Annotated in this window: 20 protein-coding genes; 8 read left to right on the forward strand and 12 right to left on the reverse strand. The window is 47.6% G+C overall.

Annotation, left to right across the window (positions count from 1 at the left end):
- Positions 1 to 112 precede the first annotated feature (112 nt).
- Positions 113 to 1,243 carry an alanine dehydrogenase gene (gene ald, locus G441_RS0102895; RefSeq protein WP_026374961.1) on the forward strand — a complete coding sequence of 377 codons (1,131 nt, stop codon included), beginning with the start codon at positions 113 to 115 and terminating at the stop codon, positions 1,241 to 1,243.
- Positions 1,244 to 1,288: 45 nt separating this feature from the next.
- On the opposite strand, the gene pyrF is transcribed toward ald, so the two are convergent.
- The 9 genes from pyrF to gyrA form a co-directional block, all read right to left on the reverse strand.
- Complete coding sequence (gene pyrF / locus G441_RS0102900; protein ID WP_026374962.1) at positions 1,289 to 1,996, reverse strand: orotidine-5'-phosphate decarboxylase; 708 nt, start codon at positions 1,994 to 1,996, stop codon at positions 1,289 to 1,291.
- Complete coding sequence (gene lapB, locus G441_RS0102905; RefSeq protein WP_026374963.1) at positions 1,997 to 3,166, reverse strand: lipopolysaccharide assembly protein LapB; 1,170 nt, start codon at positions 3,164 to 3,166, stop codon at positions 1,997 to 1,999.
- On the reverse strand, positions 3,166 to 3,435 hold the full coding sequence (locus G441_RS0102910; RefSeq protein ID WP_026374964.1) for a lipopolysaccharide assembly protein LapA domain-containing protein: 270 nt from the start codon (positions 3,433 to 3,435) through the stop codon (positions 3,166 to 3,168). Before G441_RS0102910 ends, lapB begins: the two co-directional genes overlap by 1 nt.
- Positions 3,436 to 3,553: 118 nt before the next feature.
- Entirely contained in the window at positions 3,554 to 3,838 is a 285-nt protein-coding gene (ihfB, locus tag G441_RS0102915) for an integration host factor subunit beta (protein ID WP_026374965.1), read from the reverse strand.
- Between the two features lie 89 nt (positions 3,839 to 3,927).
- Positions 3,928 to 5,598, reverse strand: coding sequence for a 30S ribosomal protein S1 (gene rpsA, locus G441_RS0102920; RefSeq protein WP_026374966.1), 1,671 nt, complete (start codon positions 5,596 to 5,598; stop codon positions 3,928 to 3,930).
- A gap of 119 nt (positions 5,599 to 5,717) precedes the next feature.
- Positions 5,718 to 6,389, reverse strand: coding sequence for a (d)CMP kinase (gene cmk, locus G441_RS0102925; protein ID WP_026374967.1), 672 nt, complete (start codon positions 6,387 to 6,389; stop codon positions 5,718 to 5,720).
- Between the two features lie 91 nt (positions 6,390 to 6,480).
- Entirely contained in the window at positions 6,481 to 7,764 is a 1,284-nt protein-coding gene (gene aroA / locus G441_RS0102930) for a 3-phosphoshikimate 1-carboxyvinyltransferase (protein WP_026374968.1), read from the reverse strand.
- A gap of 2 nt (positions 7,765 to 7,766) precedes the next feature.
- The gene (serC, locus tag G441_RS0102935; RefSeq protein ID WP_026374969.1) at positions 7,767 to 8,849 is read right to left on the reverse strand and encodes a 3-phosphoserine/phosphohydroxythreonine transaminase; all 1,083 of its coding nucleotides are present in this window, start codon (positions 8,847 to 8,849) and stop codon (positions 7,767 to 7,769) included.
- A gap of 68 nt (positions 8,850 to 8,917) precedes the next feature.
- Positions 8,918 to 11,521, reverse strand: coding sequence for a DNA topoisomerase (ATP-hydrolyzing) subunit A (gyrA, locus tag G441_RS0102940; protein ID WP_026374970.1), 2,604 nt, complete (start codon positions 11,519 to 11,521; stop codon positions 8,918 to 8,920).
- Between the two features lie 302 nt (positions 11,522 to 11,823).
- On the opposite strand from gyrA, the gene ubiG reads away from it, so the two are divergent.
- The 5 genes from ubiG (at position 11,824) to yfaE (ending at position 17,486) form a co-directional block, all read left to right on the forward strand.
- Positions 11,824 to 12,537, forward strand: coding sequence for a bifunctional 2-polyprenyl-6-hydroxyphenol methylase/3-demethylubiquinol 3-O-methyltransferase UbiG (gene ubiG, locus G441_RS0102945; protein ID WP_026374971.1), 714 nt, complete (start codon positions 11,824 to 11,826; stop codon positions 12,535 to 12,537).
- Positions 12,534 to 13,247 carry a phosphoglycolate phosphatase gene (gene gph / locus G441_RS17765; protein ID WP_051275291.1) on the forward strand — a complete coding sequence of 238 codons (714 nt, stop codon included), beginning with the start codon at positions 12,534 to 12,536 and terminating at the stop codon, positions 13,245 to 13,247. Before ubiG ends, gph begins: the two co-directional genes overlap by 4 nt.
- A gap of 438 nt (positions 13,248 to 13,685) precedes the next feature.
- Positions 13,686 to 16,016, forward strand: coding sequence for a class 1a ribonucleoside-diphosphate reductase subunit alpha (gene nrdA / locus G441_RS0102955; RefSeq protein ID WP_026374972.1), 2,331 nt, complete (start codon positions 13,686 to 13,688; stop codon positions 16,014 to 16,016).
- A gap of 70 nt (positions 16,017 to 16,086) precedes the next feature.
- A complete protein-coding gene (nrdB, locus tag G441_RS0102960) occupies positions 16,087 to 17,217 on the forward strand; it encodes a class Ia ribonucleoside-diphosphate reductase subunit beta (protein ID WP_026374973.1) in 1,131 nt (376 codons plus the stop codon).
- On the forward strand, positions 17,214 to 17,486 hold the full coding sequence (gene yfaE, locus G441_RS0102965) for a class I ribonucleotide reductase maintenance protein YfaE (protein ID WP_034474160.1): 273 nt from the start codon (positions 17,214 to 17,216) through the stop codon (positions 17,484 to 17,486). Before nrdB ends, yfaE begins: the two co-directional genes overlap by 4 nt.
- Before the next feature lie 6 nt (positions 17,487 to 17,492).
- Here yfaE and G441_RS0102970 read toward each other — a convergent pair whose 3' ends face one another.
- From G441_RS0102970 to dapA, 3 genes are all read right to left on the reverse strand, one after another.
- On the reverse strand, positions 17,493 to 18,596 hold the full coding sequence (locus tag G441_RS0102970) for a phosphoribosylaminoimidazolesuccinocarboxamide synthase (RefSeq protein WP_026374975.1): 1,104 nt from the start codon (positions 18,594 to 18,596) through the stop codon (positions 17,493 to 17,495).
- A 61-nt stretch (positions 18,597 to 18,657) separates the two neighbouring features.
- Positions 18,658 to 19,761 (reverse strand): outer membrane protein assembly factor BamC, encoded by a 1,104-nt coding sequence (bamC, locus tag G441_RS0102975; RefSeq protein ID WP_051275292.1) that lies wholly within the window; start codon positions 19,759 to 19,761, stop codon positions 18,658 to 18,660.
- An 11-nt stretch (positions 19,762 to 19,772) separates the two neighbouring features.
- Positions 19,773 to 20,654 (reverse strand): 4-hydroxy-tetrahydrodipicolinate synthase, encoded by an 882-nt coding sequence (gene dapA / locus G441_RS0102980; protein ID WP_026374977.1) that lies wholly within the window; start codon positions 20,652 to 20,654, stop codon positions 19,773 to 19,775.
- A gap of 201 nt (positions 20,655 to 20,855) precedes the next feature.
- On the opposite strand from dapA, the gene G441_RS0102985 reads away from it, so the two are divergent.
- Positions 20,856 to 21,416, forward strand: coding sequence for a glycine cleavage system transcriptional repressor (locus tag G441_RS0102985; protein ID WP_026374978.1), 561 nt, complete (start codon positions 20,856 to 20,858; stop codon positions 21,414 to 21,416).
- Entirely contained in the window at positions 21,391 to 21,855 is a 465-nt protein-coding gene (gene bcp, locus G441_RS0102990) for a thioredoxin-dependent thiol peroxidase (RefSeq protein WP_026374979.1), read from the forward strand. The genes G441_RS0102985 and bcp overlap by 26 nt, the downstream gene beginning before the upstream one ends.
- The last annotated feature ends 20 nt before the right edge of the window (positions 21,856 to 21,875 follow it).

Below are 21,875 nucleotides of genomic sequence, written 5' to 3' on the forward strand. Positions count from 1 at the left end.
TCAAATAGTAATATATGCAGTATTTTATACCGCCTAATGACAAATTACAGCAGGTTTAACCAGTCATTCTCTTCTATACTTGCCGGCAAATTACGACCCGGAGATTTAAGTGATGTTAGTAGGTGTACCAAAGGAAATTAAAAACCACGAGTACCGTGTAGGTCTTACGCCCTCTGCTGTAAGAGAGTTTATCGAACATGGCCATCAGGTGCTTGTTGAGACCAATGCAGGTGCGGCTATTGGCTTCAGCGACGAGCAATATGTGGCAGCCGGTGCAGACATCGCGGACAGCGCGTCTAAGGTATTCGCCGATGCTGAGATGATCGTGAAGGTGAAAGAGCCTCAGCCTAATGAGTGTAAAATGCTACGTGAAGGGCAGACACTCTATACTTATCTACACCTAGCTCCCGATCCTACGCAAACAGAACTTCTGGTCGAATCAGGTGCTACCTGTATTGCATATGAGACCGTCACCGATAACAAAGGCACATTACCTTTGCTAGCACCTATGAGTGAGGTTGCTGGCAGAATGTCTGTTCAGGCAGGTGCACACTTTTTGGAAAAAGCACATGGCGGCAGCGGCACATTGCTTGGTGGTGTACCAGGCGTTGCGCCTGGTAAAGTGCTGATCATTGGTGGTGGTGTTGTCGGCTTAAATGCTGCCAAAATGGCTATTGGTATGGGCGCTGACGTCACTATCCTTGACCGGTCTTTACCTCGTTTACAGTTCCTTGACGATATCTTCGCGGGTCGCGTGAAAACGGTCTATTCAACCGTAGATGCGATTGATTATTACGCCAGCAAAGCGGATCTCGTGGTGGGCGCGGTACTTATTCCGGGCGCTGCTGCGCCTAAACTGCTAACTGCTGATCATATTGCCAATATGAAAGAAGGCTCAGTGGTTGTTGATGTAGCCATCGACCAGGGAGGCTGCTTTGAAACCTCTAAAGCGACGACTCATCAGGACCCTGTTTACATTGTGGATGGCGTGGTTCACTACTGCGTTGCGAATATGCCGGGCGGTGTCGCGCGTACCTCAACAATGGCACTCAATAATGCCACCCTGCCCTTTGGTCTTGCCTTAGCAAATAAAGGTCCTGTGCAGGCAATGCGTGACGATCCACATTTGCTGAATGGCCTGAACGTCCACAAGGGTAAAGTGACGTACAAGGCAGTCGTTGATGCGCTGGGCAAACAGTTAAATCTTGACTATGTTGCCCCGCTTGACGCGCTGTCACTGTAAGTCGTCAATCAATATAAGAAGAAGTGCCGCTTATGTGGCGCTTTTTTATTTCTGAATACTGCGGTTAATCTCGACGAGGGTCTGTGTGGGATGGGCAGACTGAGTAATAGGTCGACCAATTACCATGTAATTGACGCCGGCTTCTATAGCCTGCTGTGGTGTCATGACCCTTTTTTGATCGCCCAATGCAGCCCCTTCAGGGCGTATACCTGGTGTCACCAATAAGAACTCCTGTCCACACTGCTGACGGAGTAACTGCGCTTCACGGGCAGAGCATACGACGCCATCAACACCGCTTTGTTGCGCTAATTTAGCCAGATGTAGCACGTGTTGCTCAGCGCTATGAGGCACACCCGTAGCCTTTAACTGCTCGTCATTCATACTGGTAAGCACGGTCACTGCGGTGAGAAGCGGCGCACGTTGAGACTGGCTAGACATTAATGCTTCTTTTGCTCGTTGCATCATTTCGACGCCACCGCTGGCATGCACATTGACCATCCAGACCCCCAGTTTTGCCGCCGCCTGACAGGCTTTTGCAACAGTATTGGGTATGTCATGAAATTTTAAATCCAGAAACACATCGAAGCCACGATCCACCAGTGTTTCTACAAAGCTAGGACCAAATAAGGTAAACATTTCTTTGCCAACCTTGAGTTTACATGCATCAACGCTTAGTTGATTGACAAGTGCCATTGCGTCGTTCTGATTATCAAAGTCCAGAGCAACAATTACGTGAGGATCATTCACGGACATCTATTCTCCATCCAATCCTTTAATTGGCTTGAGTACGCCCCACTTTTTACAGGAAGGACAAAGCCAGTATAATTTTTTGCCAGAAAAACCGCAGCCACTGCAGCGATATTTAGGACGCTGGTGGATTTGTTCATCCACCAAATCATGCAGCATGGTCAGGCTATCTGTCGTTTGTTCATTGGGTTGTTGAGTTAAATAGAACGCCATCAAGGTTTTGAATCCCTTCATGGTCGGCTTGGAACGCAACTGCCTGAGCAAATGATCGATTGCTTCCTGACGTTTACCCTGCCTCGCTAATAGTTTTACCCAGGCAATATAGGCTGTTGCACACTGCTGCCAATAAGGTGCCAGCATAGTTTCCAACGTATCCCACTGCTCTAGTCTGTCTGCACATTGCTCTAACAGTGGCACCGCTTCGCTAAACCAGCTGATATCACGCTGTGGCACTTCCATCAGCTTATCCATTGCATCACGATAGTGACCTTTATCTATCGCGATTTGTCCTGCCATAAGCCATGGACGGACAGCGTGCTCGTCTACAGATGCCGCTTTGCCAATCAGCTCCTCAGCGCGTTCAAGTTGATCTTGGTTCCATTCAAGCTGCGCCTGCTCACAATAAAAATGCGCAAGTCGACGATACAATTCATCAGAATCCGCGCCGCTTTTGATAACGTTTTCTGCCAAATCAATGGCTCTGGACCATTCCTTTGTCGTTTGATAGATGTTGAATAGCTGCGCTTGTGCGGTAGCAAAATGCTTCTCACTGTTCAACAGCTCCAGATAGGCATTTTCGGCACGCTCTAAAAAACCGGCGAGCAAATAGTCTTTGCCGAGTTCTTTGAGTGCATCATGTTGCTGATTACCCGTAAGCTTCTGACCGGTCACCAGATTCTGGTGGACTTTAATAGCTCGATCGATTTCACCACGATGACGGAAAAAATTTCCCATTGCGATATGGGTTTCAACCGTATCACTGTCGATATCAATCATTTTAATCAGTGTATCAACCGCTCTATCGGGTTGATCAGAAAGGAGAAAATTTAATCCCTTAAAATAATGTCTGGAAAGAATAGAAGACTGTCTGCGCTGCGCCTGGCGAACGCTATTTCTGCCCATTACCCAACCGTAGCCTGCCGCAACAGGAAGTAATAAAAACAGAATCTCCAGCATTAGCGACGTTCTTTTTCCTGAGCCTGCAGCTTACGTAATTTTTGCTGTAGCCGCTTTATTTTTACCGTCAGCGTCAGCCAACTTAATGAAACAACCGCGACAGACACAGCGACGCCAAGAGCGAACATGATCGCCATAAATGTGCTTATACGCAGTTGGGTTTTTGCAATGAGATAGTTAACGGTAACCAAACCGTCATTTTGCGAGCCAATGACGATGGCAGACAACAGGATAACGAGTACAAATACGACGACAACCAGCCCTTTCAATGGCTAATCTCCTGCATAACTGGCGTGGGTACAAAAATGACCCAAATGGATTAATTAATCTTGAGACGTACTCTAACAAAAACGGCACCCATAGTGGAGTGCCGTTTTTCTTCATGCGTTATAGGTCGTGATTTACGCGTTCACGAAGTTCTTTGCCAGGTTTGAAGTGTGGCACATACTTCCCATCCAACTTTACCGTTTCACCCGTTTTAGGATTACGCCCCACACGTGGAGCACGATAATGCAGAGAGAAGCTGCCAAAGCCCCGGATCTCAATTCGTTCACCCTTTTGTAGGGTTTGCGCCATTTGTTCCAGCAGTTCTTTGATGGCAATCTCCACATCCCTGGCAGGAATGTGTCGTGCTTTATCAGCGAGTCGTTCTATTAGCTCTGACTTAGTCATACCAACCTCATATTGATATCAACAATTTCCATGCTACCGACACGCTGATATGGCAAGAGAGGATAGAATCTATCCTCTCTACAGGCTAATTACTCGCCTTTTGCCGCTTTGAAAGCTTCAGCCATTGCGTTAGCAAATCCAGCATCTTCCTGCTGGTTTACTTTATCCAGAGCTTCTTTCTCTTCAGCCTGGTCTTTCGCTTTAACTGACAGGTTGATTGCACGATTCTTACGATCAACGCCCATCAGTTTGGCTTCAACTTCGTCGCCAACATTGACAACTTCAGTTGCGTCTTCAACACGGTCACGCGCCAGATCAGATACGCGGATGTAACCTTCCACTTCGTCAGCCAGCTTGACCGTTACGCCTTTCGCATCGACAGCGGTAGCAGTACCAATAACGATAGCACCTTTCTTGTTATCTGTCAGATACTTATTGAAAGGATCTTCTTCGATCTGCTTAACGCCCAGTGAGATACGCTCGCGCTCAGGATCGACCTGCAGTACCACTGCAGAAATTTCATCACCTTTCTTATAATCGCGAACCGCTTCTTCGCCTGTCTTATTCCATGAAATGTCAGACAGGTGAACCAGACCGTCGATACCGCCGTCAAGACCGATAAAGATACCGAAGTCAGTGATTGACTTGATCTTGCCTGATACTTTGTCGCCTTTGTTGTGAGACTTCGCAAACTCTTCCCATGGGTTAGGCTTGCACTGTTTCAGGCCAAGTGAGATACGACGACGTTCTTCGTCAATTTCAAGTACCATAACTTCCACAACGTCACCCAGGCCAACGACCTTAGACGGATGGATGTTTTTGTTAGTCCAGTCCATTTCAGACACGTGTACCAGACCTTCAACACCGTCTTCGATTTCAACGAAGCAGCCATAGTCAGTCAGGTTAGTCACTGCGCCTGAAAGTTTAGAACCTTCTGGGTAACGCTGAGCAATTTCTTGCCACGGATCGCTGCCCATCTGCTTCATGCCAAGAGAAACGCGCTGCTTCTCTTTGTCGAACTTCAGAACTTTGACGGAGATTTCATCACCAACATTAACGATTTCGCTTGGGTGCTTAACGCGCTTCCAAGCCATATCAGTGATGTGCAGCAGGCCGTCTACGCCGCCCAAATCAACGAACGCGCCATAGTCGGTAAGGTTCTTAACGATACCTTTAATTTCGTGACCTTCTTCAAGGTTCGCCAACAGTTGCTCGCGCTCTTGGCTATTTTCAGCTTCGATAACCGCACGACGTGAAACTACAACGTTGTTACGCTTGGCATCCAGTTTAATAACCTTGAACTCAAGCTCTTTGCCTTCAAGGTGTGTTGTATCGCGTACTGGGCGTACGTCAACCAGAGAACCAGGCAGGAAGGCACGTACAGAGTTAACTTCAACGGTGAAACCACCTTTAACTTTGCCGTTGATAACACCTTTAATTGTCTCTTTTTCTTCGTACGCTTTTTCAAGCTCAACCCAAGCTTCGTGGCGCTTGGCTTTTTCGCGAGAAAGGATAGTTTCGCCAAAGCCGTCTTCAACAGCATCAAGGGCAACGTCTACCTGGTCACCCACGGCGATTTCAAGTGTTCCTTCTGAGTTTTTAAACTGCTCAGCAGGAATTGCGCTTTCTGATTTAAGGCCTGCGTCAACCAACACGATATCTTTATCGATTGATACAACGGTGCCCTTAACAATGGCACCAGGACGAGTTTCTAGATTCTTAAGGCTTTCTTCAAAAAGCTGTGCAAAATTTTCAGTCATAATGATCTTTTAAAGTTAATTGACATCCACAATTCCATCCGGGTAATGTGGGGTTGTTTTCTTTGGCGCGACTGTTCCTTAGCCAGGCCTCTTACCAGTACGCAAAAAAGAACCCTCGACTATAGCCTGGATTCTACGTATTCAGTAACCTTTTCAAGCACTTGCTCGATACTCAACGACGTTGAATCAACGACCAGTGCATCTTCTGCCGGCACAAGTGGCGCAACGCTGCGGTTTGTATCTCGCTCGTCACGCTCAAGAATGTCGCTCAAAAGGCGCGCAATACTAACATCACGCCCCATTGCTTTCAACTGATTATAACGGCGCTGGGCACGCTCTTCTGCACTGGCTGTCAGGAATATCTTCGCATTTGCATTGGGAAAAACGACGGTGCCCATGTCTCGACCATCGGCGACGAGTCCGGGGTCCTGTTGAAACGCGCGTTGACGTCTTAACAAGGCTTCTCTGACGCGAGGTAATGAGGCGACTTTAGACGCTACTCTGCCCACATCCTCGGTACGAATACTATCAGTGACATCCTCGCCTTCGAGAATAATGCGCGGTTGCTCGCCATTTGTTGCAAAATCAACATCAAGGCTTGAGGCCAATGGGATTAGCGCATCTTCATCTTCGGGATCCAAGTCGTGATGCAAGGCGGCGATACCTAAGACACGATAAATCGCACCACTGTCGAGGAAATGCCATTCAAGCTTTTTCGCCAGCATGGAACTGATGGTTCCTTTCCCTGCTCCGCTGGGTCCGTCAATGGTAATAACGGGTGATGCCTGCATGTATGCTCCGTTGCTTAAAAAAACGGGCGCAATTATACGCAGTCACACAGTGATAGCAATTGTAACCGGCTACATCACCATAAATTATCGATTAACGTACGCTAATACTGGCAAATCTTTCAAAATAATCGGGAAAAGTTTTGGCCGTGCATTTGGGATCATTAATGGTGACTGCCGTATCGCTAAGCGCTACCAGAGAAAAACACATCGCCACGCGGTGATCGTTATAGGTATCAATTTCTGCCTGCTGAAGGTGGTCAGTAGGTGTGATACAAATATAATCATTACCTTCGTCTACAGTGGCGCCTAGCTTTCGCAATTCCGTCGCCATGGCATGCAGTCGGTCCGTTTCTTTTACGCGCCAATTATAGATATTGCGAATACAGGTCGTCCCTTGTGCAAACAACGCCGTGGTAGCAATGGTCATTGCCGCATCAGGAATATGGTTCATATCCATATCTACCGCCTTCAGAGGCGCGCCAGTGATTTCAATATAGTCATCACCCCAATTAACGATGGCACCCATTTCTGACAACACATCGGCGAATTTTACGTCGCCTTGGATAGACTTCGCTCCTACGCCAGTTACGCGTACCGTACCGCCTTTAATCGCACCGGCTGCCAGAAAGTAAGACGCAGATGACGCATCCCCTTCGACCAGAAAAGTACCCGGCGAACGATAGGTCTGTCCAGCTTTGATCGAAAATGCCTGATAATCGTTGTGTTCTACCCTCACACCGAAACGCTGCATGATGTCCAACGTGATATCAATGTAGGGTTTAGACACCAACTCGCCTTTGATATGAATAGTCACATCACTATCATACAGCGGCGCAGCCATTAATAAGGCCGTGAGGAACTGGCTGGATACACTACCATCAACCTCAAGCTGCGTTCCCTGCAGTCGCTTGCCTTTAATTCGCAACGGAGGGAAACCTTCACTTTTAACATAGCAAATGTCAGCACCCGACGCGTTTAGTGCCTCAACCTGATCACCAATCGGGCGCTCTTGCATGCGGGGTTCACCCGTCAGCTCAACGTCCACGTCAGACAGCGCTAACACAGCGCAAAGTGGACGCATTGCCGTGCCGGCATTGCCCAGAAATAACGTTAACGGCTGTTCATGGTGGAAGCGCCCCCCTAGCCCTTCAACTTTGGCGACCGTTCGATCATCTGATAACTCAATTGTTACTCCTAGCGCCTCAAGAGCATCGAGCATGTAGCGGATATCATCGCTATCTAACAAGTTTGTCAGTGTGGTCGTGCCGTTCGCTAGTGCTGCCAGCAGTAAAGCTCTATTGGATAAACTTTTTGAACCTGGGACATTAACGACCCCTGATACATGCCGTATCGGTGTCAGCGTAAGTTGTTCCATTATTACGCCTTCCTTTCAAATTCTTGCATAAAGTTGACCAGCGCCTGCACCCCTTCAAGAGGCATAGCATTATAGATACTGGCACGCATACCACCGACCATTCTATGACCTTTCAGGGCCATTAATCCCTGTGCTTCAGCTTGCTTCAGGAACGCTGCATCCAGGGCAGGATCGCGTAGCTGAAAGGTGACATTCATTCTGGAGCGATATTCGACAGCAACATTGTTCTGATAAAGTTCTGAGGCATCAATGGCCTGATAAAGTAATGCGGCTTTCTTATGATTATGCGCCTGCATGGTAGCGACGCCACCCTGTTGCTTGACCCATTTAAACACCAGTCCGGCCAGGTACCACGCAAACGTCGGTGGCGTGTTGTACATCGAATCATGTGATGCTGCCAGTTGATAATCCAGTATCGATGGTGTTTGCGGCAACGCGCGTCCGGCCAGATCCTTCCTGACTATCGCAATCGCCAGTCCTGACGGACCGATATTTTTCTGAGCGCCGGCATAAATCACGCCGAATTTTTCCACTGGGACAGGCTTGGACAGAATGCAGGACGACATGTCTGCGACCAGAGGTACATCACCCGTATCCGGGATCGCTGATATTTCAATACCGTCGACCGTTTCATTAGGACAATAGTGCACGAAATCTGCAGTGTCAGAATAACAAAGCGTATTCACATTTGGCGCGTTAACGACGCCCTGGTCAATGAAAGACTCTGCCAGTACGCTCGTCTTGTGATACTTCTGCATCTCTTTGACAGCGCCACGAGACCAGGAGCCACTGACGATATGTTCCGAAAATCCATTCTGCGTGGCCAGATTTAGCGGTACCGCTGCGAACTGCCCGCGGCCACCGCCATGCAGGAACAAAACGTGGTAGTCATCGTTGATACCGAGTAAATCACGGAAATCCTGTTCGGCCTGTTCGGCCATGGCAATGAATTCGGTACTGCGGTGGCTGATTTCCATGACAGAACACCCCAGTCCCTGCCAGTCAAGTAACTCCCGCTGCGCAGTTTCCATCACCTCAGGTGGTAACATTGCAGGCCCGGCACAAAAATTAAATACTCGTTTCATTACCTGTCTCACAAAAAACAAGCGGCATACGCCGCTTGCCCGATATTAATGTATCCGCCAGGAAACCATCACGCTTGTGGTGGGGTTTCCTGTTCGGCATTGTCTGCGGCGCCATCTTCACCGAGTGCGTCTTCAGCAGCGTCGTCAATCACTTCCTCAATTCGCTGCAAACCAACAACATGTTCGTCTTTGGTGGTACGAATGAGCCTTACGCCCTGAGTATTACGACCTACGGTGGATACCTCAGAAACTCTGGTTCTCACTAAGGTTCCCTGGTCGCTGATCAGCATGATCTCATCGTTATCATCAACCTGGACTGCGCCTACCACCGCACCATTGCGCTCTGACACTTTAATCGAAACAACGCCCTGAGTCGCACGGCTCTTTGTCGGATATTCCTGTTCAGGTGTGCGCTTGCCAAAACCGTTCTCAGTGGCTGTCAGAATAGCACCTTCGCCGTTTGGTACAATCAGCGATACGACAGACTGACCTTCCTGCAGGCGAATACCACGTACCCCAGTTGCTGTGCGACCCATCGCACGCACCTGATCTTCATGGAAACGTACGACCTTACCGGCATCAGAGAACAACATGATTTCATTGCCACCGTTGGTCAATGACACGCCAATTAGCCTATCCCCGTCATTCAGGTTAACGGCAATAATGCCGCTTGCACGAGGTCGAGAGTATTGCGTCAATTCGGTCTTTTTAACCGTACCATTGGCCGTTGCCATGAACACAAACTTGCCTTCTTCGAACTCCTGAATAGGCAGGATCGCAGTAATACGTTCGTCTTCTTCTAGAGGAAGAATATTGACGATCGGACGACCTCTGGCGTTACGACTAGCGAGTGGTAATTGATAGACCTTGAGCCAGTAAAGTCTGCCGCGGGTCGAGAAACACAAAATATGATCGTGCGTATTGGCAATGAGCAATCGTTCAATGAAGTCTTCATCCTTCATCCGCGTTGCTGATTTACCCTTACCACCACGTCGCTGGGCTTCGTAATCAGACAGTTTCTGATATTTCACATAGCCTTCGTGTGACAGGGTGACGACCACGTCTTCCTGCTCTATCAAATCTTCGATGTCAATGTCATGTGAAGCGGCAGTGATTTCAGTACGACGCTCGTCACCAAATTCTTCGCGGATCTGCTCAAGCTCTTCACGGATCACTTCCATAAGGCGTTCTGGACTACCAAGAATATGCAGCAGCTCAGCGATGATATCGAGCAGCTGTTTATACTCATCAAGAATTTTATCGTGCTCAAGTCCAGTCAGCTTATGCAAACGCAGGTCCAGGATTGCCTGTGCCTGCTGTTCGGTAAGGTAATACTTGTTGTCGCGGATACCGAATTCGGGCTCCAGCCAATCAGGCCTTGCCGCATCGTTACCGGCTCTGGATAACATCTCTGCAACGTCGCCAAGCGCCCAGCCCTGCGCAATCAGTGCCTGTTTTGCTTCACTCGGTGACGGAGAGGCTTTTATCAGCTCAATGATCGGGTCGATATTAGCAAGTGCAATCGCCAGACCTTCCAATATGTGCGCGCGGTCGCGAGCTTTTCTCAACTCAAACACCGTGCGGCGTGTTACCACTTCGCGGCGATGCAGAATAAAGGCCTCGAGTGCCTCTTTGAGCGTAAATACTTTGGGCTGGTTATTATCCAATGCCACCATGTTGATGCCAAACACGGTTTGCAACTGTGTGTTGGCGTACAGATGATTCAACAGCACTTCGGCCGACTCGCCGCGACGCACCTCAATAACGATGCGCATGCCATCTTTATCACTCTCGTCGCGCAAAGCAGAAATCCCTTCTACTTTCTTTTCTTTGACCAGCTCGGCAATTTTCTCTATTAATCGCGCCTTGTTTACCTGATACGGAATTTCATTAACGATAATGGTTTCTTTACCATTTTCTTCCGTTTCTATCTGCGCTTTGGCACGTAAATAGATTTTTCCACGACCAGTGCGGTAGGCTTCCTCGATTCCCTTACGACCGCTTATCAGCGCTGCCGTAGGAAAATCGGGGCCTGGAATATGGGTCATCAGGTCGTCAATACTGATATCAGGATCGTCAATCAGAGCTATACAGCCGCTGATCACTTCGTTAAGGTTATGTGGCGGGATATTGGTCGCCATCCCTACAGCAATACCTGAAGAGCCATTTACCAGCAGATTAGGGACTTTGGTAGGCAACACATCGGGGATGTGTTCGGTACCGTCATAGTTGGGTACGAAATCTACTGTTTCTTTATCGAGATCGGCCAGCAGCTCGTGGGAAATCTTCGCCATCCGCACTTCGGTGTAACGCATAGCGGCCGCGGAGTCTCCATCCACCGAGCCGAAATTTCCCTGACCGTCTACCAGCATGTAGCGCAGTGAAAAGGGTTGCGCCATACGCACAATCGTATCGTACACCGCCGTATCACCATGAGGGTGATATTTACCGATGACATCACCCACTACCCTGGCTGATTTTTTATATGGCTTGTTGAAGTCATTTTTCAGCTCATTCATCGCGAACAATACGCGACGGTGAACTGGTTTGAGTCCATCACGTACATCGGGCAGCGCGCGCCCAACGATTACGCTCATCGCATAATCGAGATAACTGTTCTTCAGTTCTTCTTCTATATTAATTGGAAGGATTTCTTTGGCGTGATCAGTCATATACTGCCTAGTCCCTAATTATGATTGTACAAGCATATGCAAGAGGCTATTCACCCGGGGGAAGTGCACTGCTTTTTTATTATCGATTTATCGCGGTAGTTTATCACCAGATCTGACAAAACTGTAGAGATGTTTCACGCCTCCTTATTACGTAATCAAAACAGGCTTACCTCGATGTTCGATGCGCTTTACTTATCAAAAATAGGGCTTCACAATGCCGGCTATTCAGTTTCCTTATTGCGCGGTCTGAAAAGAAGCTAAATGCTACTTTTCTGGCTCCACGTAAACCGCCAGAAAGCATCATGACAGAAGTACACAACGTTGATAATGCAGAAATTGCTAAATTTTCCCAAATTGCCACACAGTGGTGGGATCCGCAGGGCCACTTCAAACCACTGCATGACATAAATCCGCTGCGATTAAGCTGGATCACTGACAACGCTAACGGATTGTTCGGCAAGTCGGTGGTTGATGTTGGCTGTGGCGGCGGGATCCTGGCTGAATCTATGGCCCGAGCAGGTGCTCAGGTCACCGGTATAGATATGGCTGAGGCGTCACTGGAGGTGGCGAAACTGCATGGCCTGGAAAGTGGCGTGAAGGTAGATTATTCGCTTACCAGCGCTGAACAGTTTGCTGCGTCAAATGCGGGTAAATTTGACGTTGTTACCTGTATGGAAATGCTTGAGCACGTGCCTGCACCGGCCTCTGTGGTGTCAGCCTGTAGTCAGCTTGTTAAACCCGGCGGCTGGGTTTTTTTCTCCACCTTAAATCGCAACCTGAAGGCCTATGCAATGGCAATCATTGGTGCAGAAAAAGTGTTACGTCTGGTGCCTGAAGGTACCCACGAATACGAGAAGTTCATCAAGCCTTCAGAGCTACTTAAAATGGCGGATACAGCGCAACTTAAAGCGAGAAATATGACTGGTCTGCACTTGAATCCTCTTACGGGTGGTTATTATCTGTCTGACAAAAACGTTGATGTAAACTATTTGATCGCCTGTCAGCGACTTGCATGACAACTACGCCAATGCTCTCAAATCAGCCCAGACATCACGTATCCACTCTCGCCAAGGTTCCGGATGCGGTTTTTTTTGACCTCGATGGTACCTTATTGGATACAGCACCAGATCTCATTGCAGCCTTGGATCATGTATTGGCATCAGAAGGCCTGCCACGCAGTAACCATCAACAAGCTCGAGCCTTCGCTTCTCATGGCGCAATGGGTTTATTAACCTTCGGATTTGCTGAACATCTTGATAGATACGATGCTGAAGCATTAAGGCAGCGTTTTTTAGAGTATTATTCCGGGCATATTGCGCAACATACCCGTCTATTTACAGGTGTAGAGAATGCGTTGAAGACGCTCCGTGAGTGTGCAGTGCCATGGGGGATCATTACCAATAAACCAATAGGATTAACTGAAAAGTTACTCCCTCATTATGAGATCCTTAGCGAGTCAGTGGCGACGTTGGGAGGTGATTCACTCGCACAGCGCAAACCTCATCCCGCTCCCCTTATTCATGCAGCGAAACAGATTGGCGTAGATCCCACTCGCTGTTGGTATGTTGGCGATGCAGAGAGAGATATGCAGGCTGCAAACCGAGCCGGCATGGTAAGCATTGTCGCGCACTGGGGCTATATTGGTCCAAACGATGATGTACACACCTGGCACGCCGATGCCATCATATCAGCCCCAGAACAGTTGACAGGTTATTGGCTGGTATAAGCTGTATGGCTAATCAATGCATTATTAATGCGTCTCTTTTCACCGGCTCATCTGCGTATAGATCTCTAAATAATAAAAATTTCGTGTTTAAAACAAATTTGTTTAATGGCGATTTTTTTAATGACAAGCATTGCAAACGTAAAAACCAATGCATGCCAGAAACTATAACGTTAGGAGCTGCTAACCGCATAGCGCCATAGTATTTATTGTCGATCGAAACACCATATATTGGGTTGCATTACACCCAAAACCTCACTATCTTGTGTTTAGTTCTTGCGAGCCACCAAGGTCGATTTTTCACTTTGCATCAGTTTCGTAATGAACACCCGCAATGTTCAACAAAGCGTCAGGAGCTTCATCAAGAAGCATGGGAGAGGCCGGCGATCAGTTCATTGCACGCGCTAACTAAAAACAGAAAGAAAATACGGCATCACAATAATGAACAATAATATTCTGGTTACTAAGCGTTCCGGCCAACAGGAACCTATCGATCTTGATAAAATTCATAAAGTCATCACATGGGCAGCCAAAGACCTGAACAACGTCTCTGTTTCTCAGGTCGAGTTGCGAGCACACATTCAATTCTACGATGGCATAAAAACGTCAGACATTCATGAAACGCTGATTAAATCAGCGGCAGACCTCATTTCTACTGAGTCTCCAGATTATCAGTATCTGGCAGCGCGCCTGGCAATCTTCCATTTACGTAAAAAAGCGTTTGGTAAATTCGAACCACCTGCACTCTTCGAGCACGTCAGAAGCATGGTCGAGAAAGGCAAGTATGACGAACACTTACTTGCAGACTACAGCCAGGACGAATTTGAGCAGATGGAAGAGATGCTCGATCACTGGCGCGATATGAACTTCAGCTATGCTGCGGTCAAACAACTGGAAGGGAAATACCTGGTACAAAACCGCGTTACGGGTGAGATTTACGAAAGTGCGCAGTTCTTATACATCCTTGTTGCTGCATGCCTGTTTGCAAATTATCCGAAAGCGACACGGCTGGATTATATTCGTCGATTTTATGATGCCGTATCGACGTTTAAATTGTCTCTGCCTACGCCTATCATGGCCGGCGTGCGCACTCCCACAAGACAATTCAGCTCGTGTGTATTGATCGAGACCGGAGATAGTCTTGACTCTATCAACGCCACTGCCAGCGCCATCGTTAAGTATGTCAGCCAGCGTGCGGGTATTGGCATAAATGCCGGACGCATCCGCGCATTAGGCAGTCCTATCCGTGGTGGCGAGGCCTATCACACAGGCTGCTTACCTTTCTATAAATACTTCCAGACTGCTGTAAAAAGCTGTTCTCAGGGCGGCGTGCGCGGTGGTGCTGCAACGCTATTCTACCCGGCATGGCATCTTGAAGTTGAATCTCTCCTGGTGTTGAAAAATAACCGCGGTGTTGAAGAAAACCGCGTGCGCCACATGGATTACGGCGTGCAGTTTAACAAACTGATGTATACAAGGTTGATTAAAGACCAGCACATCACCTTGTTCAGCCCGTCGGACGTACCCGGTTTATACGATGCGTTCTTCGCCGATCAGGACAAGTTTGAAGAGCTGTATGTCAAGTATGAAAACGACGATAGTATCCGTAAAAAGCAGATCAAAGCGATTGAACTTTTCAGTCTGTTCATGCAAGAGCGCGCCAGCACTGGACGTATTTACCTGCAGAATGTTGACCACTGTAATACCCACAGCCCATTCAATCCGGAAGTTGCTCCGGTCAGACAAAGCAATTTGTGTCTTGAAATCGCGCTACCAACTAAACCGTTGGAGCACGTAAACGACGAAAATGGTGAGATTGCGCTTTGTACCCTATCTGCGTTCAACCTTGGCGCGATCAAAAGCCTGGACGAATTCGAGGAATTATCAGACTTGGCGGTGAGAGCGCTGGACAGTCTGTTGGATTATCAGGACTACCCTGTTCCGGCGGCTTATAACGCGACAATGAACCGCCGCACACTGGGTATTGGGGTAATTAACTTTGCCTATTATCTGGCGAAAAATGGTGTGCGTTATTCGGATTTCAGTGCCAACGGTTTGATCCACAGAACATTTGAGGCGATGCAATATTATCTGCTCAAAGCGTCGAATAATCTGGCCAAAGAAAAAGGCGCTTGTCCTAAGTTTAATGAAACGACCTATTCACAGGGCATCCTGCCTATAGACACCTATAAGAAGGATCTCGATAGTGTCTGTAATGAACCTCTGCACTATGACTGGGAAGCACTGCGTAAAGACATCGTCGAACACGGCCTGCGTAACAGTACTCTGTCGGCCCTGATGCCGTCTGAGACCTCTTCTCAGATTTCTAATGCAACCAATGGTATAGAGCCGCCGCGCGGTCATATCAGCGTTAAATCCAGTAAAGATGGCGTATTAAAACAGGTAGTGCCTGAATATGAACGTCTTAAGGATGCATACGAGCTGTTGTGGGATATTCCTTCTAACGATGGATATTTGCAGTTGGTGGGGATCATGCAGAAGTTCATTGACCAGACCATCTCTGCCAACACCAGTTATGATCCCAGCAAGTATGAAGGCGGTAAAGTACCAATGAAGTTGCTTATCAAAGACTTGCTAACGACCTATAAACTTGGGGTCAAAACCTTGTACTACCACAACACCCGTGATGGTGCGAACGATTCCAGTACTCAACAGGCTGAATCTAAAGGCGCAGAAAAGCCCTCCGCTCAGGCACAGGAAGTGGTCATGGCAGAGGACGATGATTGCGCCGGCGGTGCCTGTAAAATCTAATAAAATATGGCCAGTGAATTATCACTGGCTACGCCCTTTTTATAACGGTTTGAGAAGTGTTTAACGAACTATGAAATACACGACGTTTAATCAGCACACTGTTGATACTATGGCAGAACCCATGTTTTTCGGTAACCCGGTAAACGTGGCCCGTTATGACCAACAAAAGCATTCAGTGTTTGAAAAGCTTATCGAAAAACAAATCAGCTTTTTCTGGAGACCGGAAGAAGTTGACGTTAGCAAGGATCGTGTTGACTTCCAAAAGCTCAGCGACACCGAGAAGCATATCTTCATCTCAAACCTGAAATACCAGACGCTGCTGGATTCAGTTCAGGGACGAAGCCCGAATATTGCATTTTTGCCAATTATTTCGTTACCTGAGCTGGAAACATGGGTAGAAACCTGGTCGTTTTTTGAGACCATACACTCTCGCTCATACACCCATATTCTCCGAAATCTATTTACTGACCCTAGCCATGTATTTGAAGACATCGTGGTAAACGATGAAATCAAACGACGCGCGTCGGACATTTCTCGCTATTATGACGATCTGATCTTCGCCACCCAACTATGGCAAACTCAGGGAGAAGGTGTTCATGTGGTCAATGGAGAGCAGCATGTCATCAACTTACGTGAGTTGAAGAAAAAGCTGTATCTGTGCATGAACTCGGTTAACGCACTGGAAGCGATTCGTTTTTATGTGTCTTTTGCCTGCACATTTGCTTTCGCCGAGCGCGAGCTTATGGAAGGAAATTCAAAGATAATTCGCCTGATCGCCCGTGATGAAAACCTGCATTTGACGTCAACTCAGCACATCTTGAATCTTTGGATCAAAGGCAAAGATGACCCTGAAATGGCTGAAATCGCTGAAGAATGTAAGGCAGAAGCAGAGCAGATTTTTGTCTCAGCAGTCGAGCAGGAAAAGCAATGGGCCAGCTATCTGTTCCAGAATGGTTCAATGATTGGCCTAAACAAAGACATTTTATGTCAATACATTGAGTTCATCGCTAACCAGCGCATGGCGGTTATTGGTATGTCACCAAAATACGACGTGTCCAATAACCCACTGCCCTGGATGAACAATTACCTGCACTCAGACAATGTTCAGGTTGCCCCACAAGAGTCAGAGATCAGCTCTTATCTGGTTGGTCAGATTGATGCAGAAGTGAGCGCCGAAGAATTTGGTGACTTTGATCTGTGAGTGACGATTCAACGTCACCCTTTCTGATTGAGGTAAATGAATACCCTGCGTTCCAACATCAACAGGACAAAACCGTCCTGGAGGTGTTGGAGTCGCATGATGTTGAAGTGCATTATCATTGCCGAGAAGGCTTCTGCGGCGCATGCCGCACCAAACTTATTGAAGGTGACGTGCGCTATACCACAGATCCGCTGGCGTTTATCGATGATGACGAAGTGTTGCCTTGCTGTTGTGTACCCACATCAAATATAAAGTTGCAGACCTACTGACGCCGTTTAGCGGATCAGCCCATAGCCTGTGTGTAATGTGTCGATGATGTCTTGCCTTGGATTATCCGATAATGAAAGCGGCTTTCCAGTAATCTTCTCAGCCATGCCGGTATAGGTTTTAGAGACACTCATTAGCATATCAAGCGGCAGTGCTGTGTTTGCAGCCAGTGTTTCTCTTTCATCCATGCGCTCTTTATTCAGCAGCACATCGGCGTCCGGCACATAAGACAACAATGCCTGTCTGAAACCCTCTTTGGAGTTTTCAACTACCCTGCCCTGTGCATAGGCATCAGCGTCCCACATGCGTGACGAATCGGGTGTACCGACTTCATCCATATAAATCATTTTGGCGTTGCCGTCATGGTCTTTGACATAGCCAAATTCAAATTTAGTATCAACAAATATCTGCTTAACCTTGGCCAGTTCATCATTGATAAGATCGAAGCCCTGCTTTAATAACGACTCATAATGTGCAACATCATCCTGTTGGCGGAAACCAAACTGGTCGTAATAATCGTTAACGGTCTGTCTGGCGACGTTAACGTCATCAGCTTCAGGAACACCGGGAATACCGGACAGGATCCCTTTGGTCGATGGGGTAAATAGTACGTCTGGCAGGCGCTGATCTTTTTGCAGTCCATCGGGCAGTGCATTACCGCAGAAGACCCGTTCTCCTTTTGCGTAATCTCGCCACATAGAGCCGGTAATATACTGACGGCAAATTGCTTCGATCATGATGGGCTGGGCTTTTTGTACAATCCACACCAGCGGATGAGGGATATCGAGGATATGGCTGTCGGCCAGACCGTGTTGTTTAAATAGTGAAAACCAGTGGCTGGAAATACTGTTAAGTGCGGCCCCCTTTCCAGGAACCCCTTGTAAACCGCCCTCGGCATGCCAGATACAATCGAACGCGGACAATCTGTCACTGATAACCATGATGGCCAGCGGCGTATCGTCAGGAACTGCATATCCCTTCTGCTTAATCAATCGTTGACTATCTGTAGCGGACAGCCAGTAAACCGCCCGTACCTTGCCGCTATGGATCTTTTTATCCGTTTTTATAGGCAAATCATCATTGATGCTTAACACTGAATCAGCGTATGACATGTCTTTTTCTCATAAAGTGACGCTTTGCGTAACGTCGACAATGTTAATAACGGGTCGGTAATCAGATATCTAAATCATCCTGCGCCATAACCTGTGCGAATGAATCAAACAGTGCCGTCACACGCTTTACATCGAAAGGCTCATTCTCGTTATCACGCAGCGTGATTGCCGTTTTTTCGCCCAATTCGCTGACTTGCATGCGATAGTCATCTTTATCAAGTGCCAGACCGCTTTTGTCACTCCATAGGCTTGACCACCAGCCTTCATCATCACCGCCATACTGAACAAACAATAAGCCGTTAGATTTATCCAAATCTTTCACATCAAAGCCGAGCTTACGGAGCACGAGCAAAAATCGTGGCCAGGCAATATCGTAATCCGCATCAACCACAAACGCAGGGTGACCATCAGCATCGAAACCTAATTCCATGTCGAGTCCCTGACGGATCATGCGAATGCGTTTGGCATCAGCGACACGAATTTGGTATTCGTAGTGGCCAATGATTTTATTCAGAATACCGACCTCTTCAGTTCGCGACTGCACACCCTGAATATCATTGACGATGTTATTGTCGATGGTCTCAAGATAATCGATCAGATTGGCATGCAAAGACGCAGAACGGCCATGTGGTTTCATATCGAGCTTAAACTCAAACCGTTTCCCTATTTCTCGCACGGAACTGTTCAATTCATACCATTTACTGTCGATATCATCCTGTTCAATAATCCAGTCGGTAACTAAAAGTTGTTCATCCTTATCAAATGAATGTACACCAACGCCCAAGTCATCCAGATAGTTGATTAAGGCGTTCCAGATCGTGCTATCCAAAGACTGACTATCGTCTACCTGGTCAAAGTTAACCACCGCCTGTTTCGAACCTTCCTGAACATGTGAGCCGGATACGATAGGCAAAATCAATGCTGGAGAACGAACAGGCAGTTTGTTTCCTAATAAATCACTGGGCGCATTATCGCCCACCTCAGGCAAACGATAGGCATTGGAGAACTGTGGAGTATCGAGCTCTTCTGGTACCTGGAACCGTGACTGCTCTTGTTCATTCAAATAGTCAAAATCACCAGAGGCAGCGACTCGATCCTGCTGTGACGCACATCCGCTTAATACCATTACCACAGTGGCACACGCCACTAAACCGTATTGCTTCATCTATATTCCTACTAAATTAATGCACACGCTCGCATGATGCTTTCGAGTTCATTCTGACTGTCAAGTTCCGCCTGTACCATTGGCAAACGAAGAAAATCGCTTTCAATCAGGCCCATTTTATACAATGCCCATTTTGGCATAACGGGATTGGGTTCGATGAACAAGCCTTTATGTAATGCTGCAAGCTGTTGATCAAGATGGCGAGCTTCATCGAACTGCCCTGCTGCAGCCAATTCACACATCTGGGCCATGGCATTGGGTACAACATTCGCTGTAACGGAAATTACGCCGTGACCACCAGAGGCTAAAAATTCACAAGAGGTGGGATCATCACCGCTTAAATACACAAAGTCTTGGTCTGCAATCAGTGCGCGCATCTGTGCTAAACGTCTGAGATCACCGGTCGCGTCCTTTATGCCCACAATATTGGGGTGTTGGGCCAGTATTTTTACTGTTTCGGGTTGCATGTCTGCAACTGTACGTCCGGGAACGTTATAAAGTACAACCGGCAGGTCTGTGGCTTCTGCGATTGCCGTAAAATGTGCAATCATGCCGCGCTGCTGCGGCTTATTGTAATACGGAACAACGCTTAAAAACCCATTTACCCCGGTATCAGCCATCTGTTGGCTGAGAAAAATCGCTTCATCAGTTGAATTGGCGCCACTGCCGGCAATCACCGGAATGCGGTTATCAGCATACTCAACAATTTTACTCACGACATTGACGTGCTCATCAAAAGGTAGTGTGGCGGATTCGCCTGTCGTGCCGACTGCAACCAGTCCATGGCTGCCCTGTTCGAGATGAAAATCGACCAGACGCTTGAGCGATCCGTAATCAACCTCGCCATTGGCGTGCATTGGTGTGATCAATGCAACGAAACTACCTTTGAACATGCCTTCTCCGTATTAAAAAACGCGCCTTATGGTAATGAGCAAGGTGCACAAACACAAGGACAGAAGTGACTTTATCTGTGTGCTGGTGAACTCCACCTTCATCGCAACAAATTTGTCACATTGAGTTTGCCCGTTGCACCCACATATTGCAGGGGTGTGATATTATGCCGCGCGTTGCGCAACAACCGAATTGGAGATGGAATGCAAACCCAACTTATCATGTCGATAATGGGAACAGATCGCCCTGGAGCGCTGAGTAGTATTGCGAGCGCTGTCAGCGATTTGGGATGCAGCATCCTGGATAGCAGACAGGCAATTTATGGTCAGGATTTTTCTGTAACGATGATATTGGAAGGTTCACACAGTGCGATCACCCGCGCAGAGTTAACCCTGCCGTCTGTTTGTCACTCGCTTGATCTGCTGGCAATGATGAAACGTACCAGCCAACACAGCAAGCAAAACCTTGACCACCTCCTTGACGTTGAATTTAGCGGACGGGACGCGGTTGGTTTGCTTAAAACAATGACACAGTTTTTTTCCGACCGTGACGTGTCCATCAGTGCACTGCGCCAGAAAGCCTACGCTGATGAAACCCATGGCGTCGCTATGCGCTGTAAGTTAGTAGTAAACGCAGCTGATAGCTGTGATATCGAAGCGCTCCAGCAAGATTTTGCCGAATTACTTGAAGCCCATGGGCTGGTTGGAAAAATTGTCGATAAACAACAAAAGGAAAACCATGAAAACACTTCAGACTGGGGATAAGGCTCCCGCTTTTGCGTTACCAAATCAAGATGGCGAGATCGTTAAGTTGAGCGATTTAGCCGGAAAGAAGGTGTTGGTTTATTTCTACCCTAAAGCCATGACTCCTGGGTGTACAGTGCAGGCCCAGTGTTTGCGTGACAGCAAATCAGAGCTGGACAGCCAAAATGTCGTGGTATTGGGGGTAAGCCCTGATCCCGTTAAACGTTTGCCAAAGTTTATTGAAAAAGAACAATTGAATTTTACCCTGCTTTCAGACGAGGACCACCAGGTGGCAGAACAGTTTGGGGTCTGGGGACCAAAAAAATTCATGGGCAAAGAATACGATGGTATCCATCGCATCAGTTTTCTGATTGATGAACAGGGTAATATCGAACACGTATTCAATAAGTTTAAAACCAAAGATCACCATCAGGTGGTAATCGATTATCTTAACGCTTAATCGTGAAAAAGCGGGTCAGT

The sequence above is a fragment of the Aestuariibacter salexigens DSM 15300 genome, assembly GCF_000429145.1.
Classification (GTDB): domain Bacteria; phylum Pseudomonadota; class Gammaproteobacteria; order Enterobacterales; family Alteromonadaceae; genus Aestuariibacter; species Aestuariibacter salexigens.